The 1,485-nt window shown below is 72.5% G+C and carries 1 protein-coding gene; it reads left to right on the top strand.

Annotated features, from left to right (window positions below):
• Positions 1 to 1,325 (top strand): DNA cytosine methyltransferase (locus tag Q8S40_RS09440; protein WP_371136823.1); only part of this gene is annotated, 1,325 nt, incomplete at its 5' end.
• Between the last annotated feature and the right edge of the window lie 160 nt (positions 1,326 to 1,485).

The following is a 1,485-nucleotide window of genomic DNA, read 5'->3' as shown; positions in this document are numbered from 1 at the left end:
CTGCGGCAGGTTGGGAAGGGCGTCGGTCAAGCGTGCGGCTCCGCGGGTGGGTCGGGACGGCCGACCTAGATCAGTTCGACCCCGCCCGCGAGGGGCTGATCGCCGGGCCGCCTCGCCGATGGACTTCCGCCCGTCGCCGCGTCAGCGTGCCGGGAATGGCCGAATCGTCGATCAGCGAACCCGCGTCCCCCGGCTTCTACGAATTCTTCGCCGGCGGCGGGATGGTGCGCGCCGGCCTCGGCGACGGCTGGCGTTGCCTGCTCGCCAACGACCTTGATCCGAAGAAGGCCGAATCCTATCGCGCCAACTGGGGCGGCGACGCCCTGGTCGTCGGCGACATTGCGGCCCTCGGCGCCGCCGACCTGCCCGGGACTGCCGCGCTGATGTGGGGATCGTTTCCCTGCCAGGACCTGTCGCTGGCGGGCGCCGGCGCGGGTCTCGGGGGCGCGCGCTCGGGGACGTTCCACGATTTCTGGGCCCTGGCCCGGGCTCTGGGAGCCGAGGGGCGGGGCCCCCGGATCGTGGCCGTGGAGAATGTGTGCGGCACGCTGACGTCGCGCGGAGGGCGGGATTTCGAGACCATCTGCCGGACCTTCGTCGAGGCGGGCTATCGCTGTGGCGCCTTGGTGGTCAATGCGGATCGCTTCCTGCCGCAGTCGCGGCCGAGACTGTTCGTCGTCGGCGTGCGCGGGGACGTGGCGCTGGCGCCCGGACTGACCACGACCGGTCCGGACGGACCGTTCCATCCGCCAGCGCTGCGAAGGGCGACCGAGCGTCTGCCGGCGGCGTTGGCCCGGGGCCTGATCTGGTGGCGGTTGCCGGAGCCCGGGCCACGGCCCGACGGGCTGGCGGCGCTGATCGAGTCGGACCCGTCGGACGCGCCCTGGCATACGGTGGGGCAGACCGCGCGGCTGCTGTCGCTGATGTCGCCCACCAATCTGGCCAAGGTCGAGGCGGTGCGGCGGGCCGGAGACCGCCGCGTCGGCGGCCTGTACCGTCGCACCCGACGGGACGCCGACGGCAGCCGCCTGCAGCGGGCCGAGGTTCGCTTCGACATCGCCGGCTGCCTGCGCACCCCCGGCGGGGGATCCAGCCGCCAGACCGTGCTGGTGGTCGAGGACGGCGCGGTGCGCTCGCGGCTGATGTCGGCGCGGGAGACGGCCCGCCTGATGGGCCTGCCGGACAGCTACCGCCTGCCGGACTCCTACAGCGCTGCCTGCCACCTGACAGGCGACGGCGTCGCCGCCCCCGTGGTTCGCCATCTGGCGGCCCATCTGTTCGAGCCGCTGCTGAGTCCCTTTGAGACGTGCGCTCGCGCGGCCTGAGTCACCCCTTGCCAAAGCCGTCCGTCGGCGCATCATGCACGGGAGTTCGGAGGGAACTGAGATGAAAGCCATTCTGACAGGGCTGGCTATATTGGTGGGGGCGACGCCGGCGGCTGCGGAGACGTGGCACGCGTTCTCGCGCAGCGCCAATGCGGCCTAT

Origin of the sequence: Falsiroseomonas sp., from assembly GCF_030695085.1 — a bacterium.
GTDB lineage: Bacteria > Pseudomonadota > Alphaproteobacteria > Acetobacterales > Acetobacteraceae > Falsiroseomonas.
Note: the sequence above shows the minus strand (reverse complement) of the source record. Positions and strands in the feature narration are given on the sequence as shown.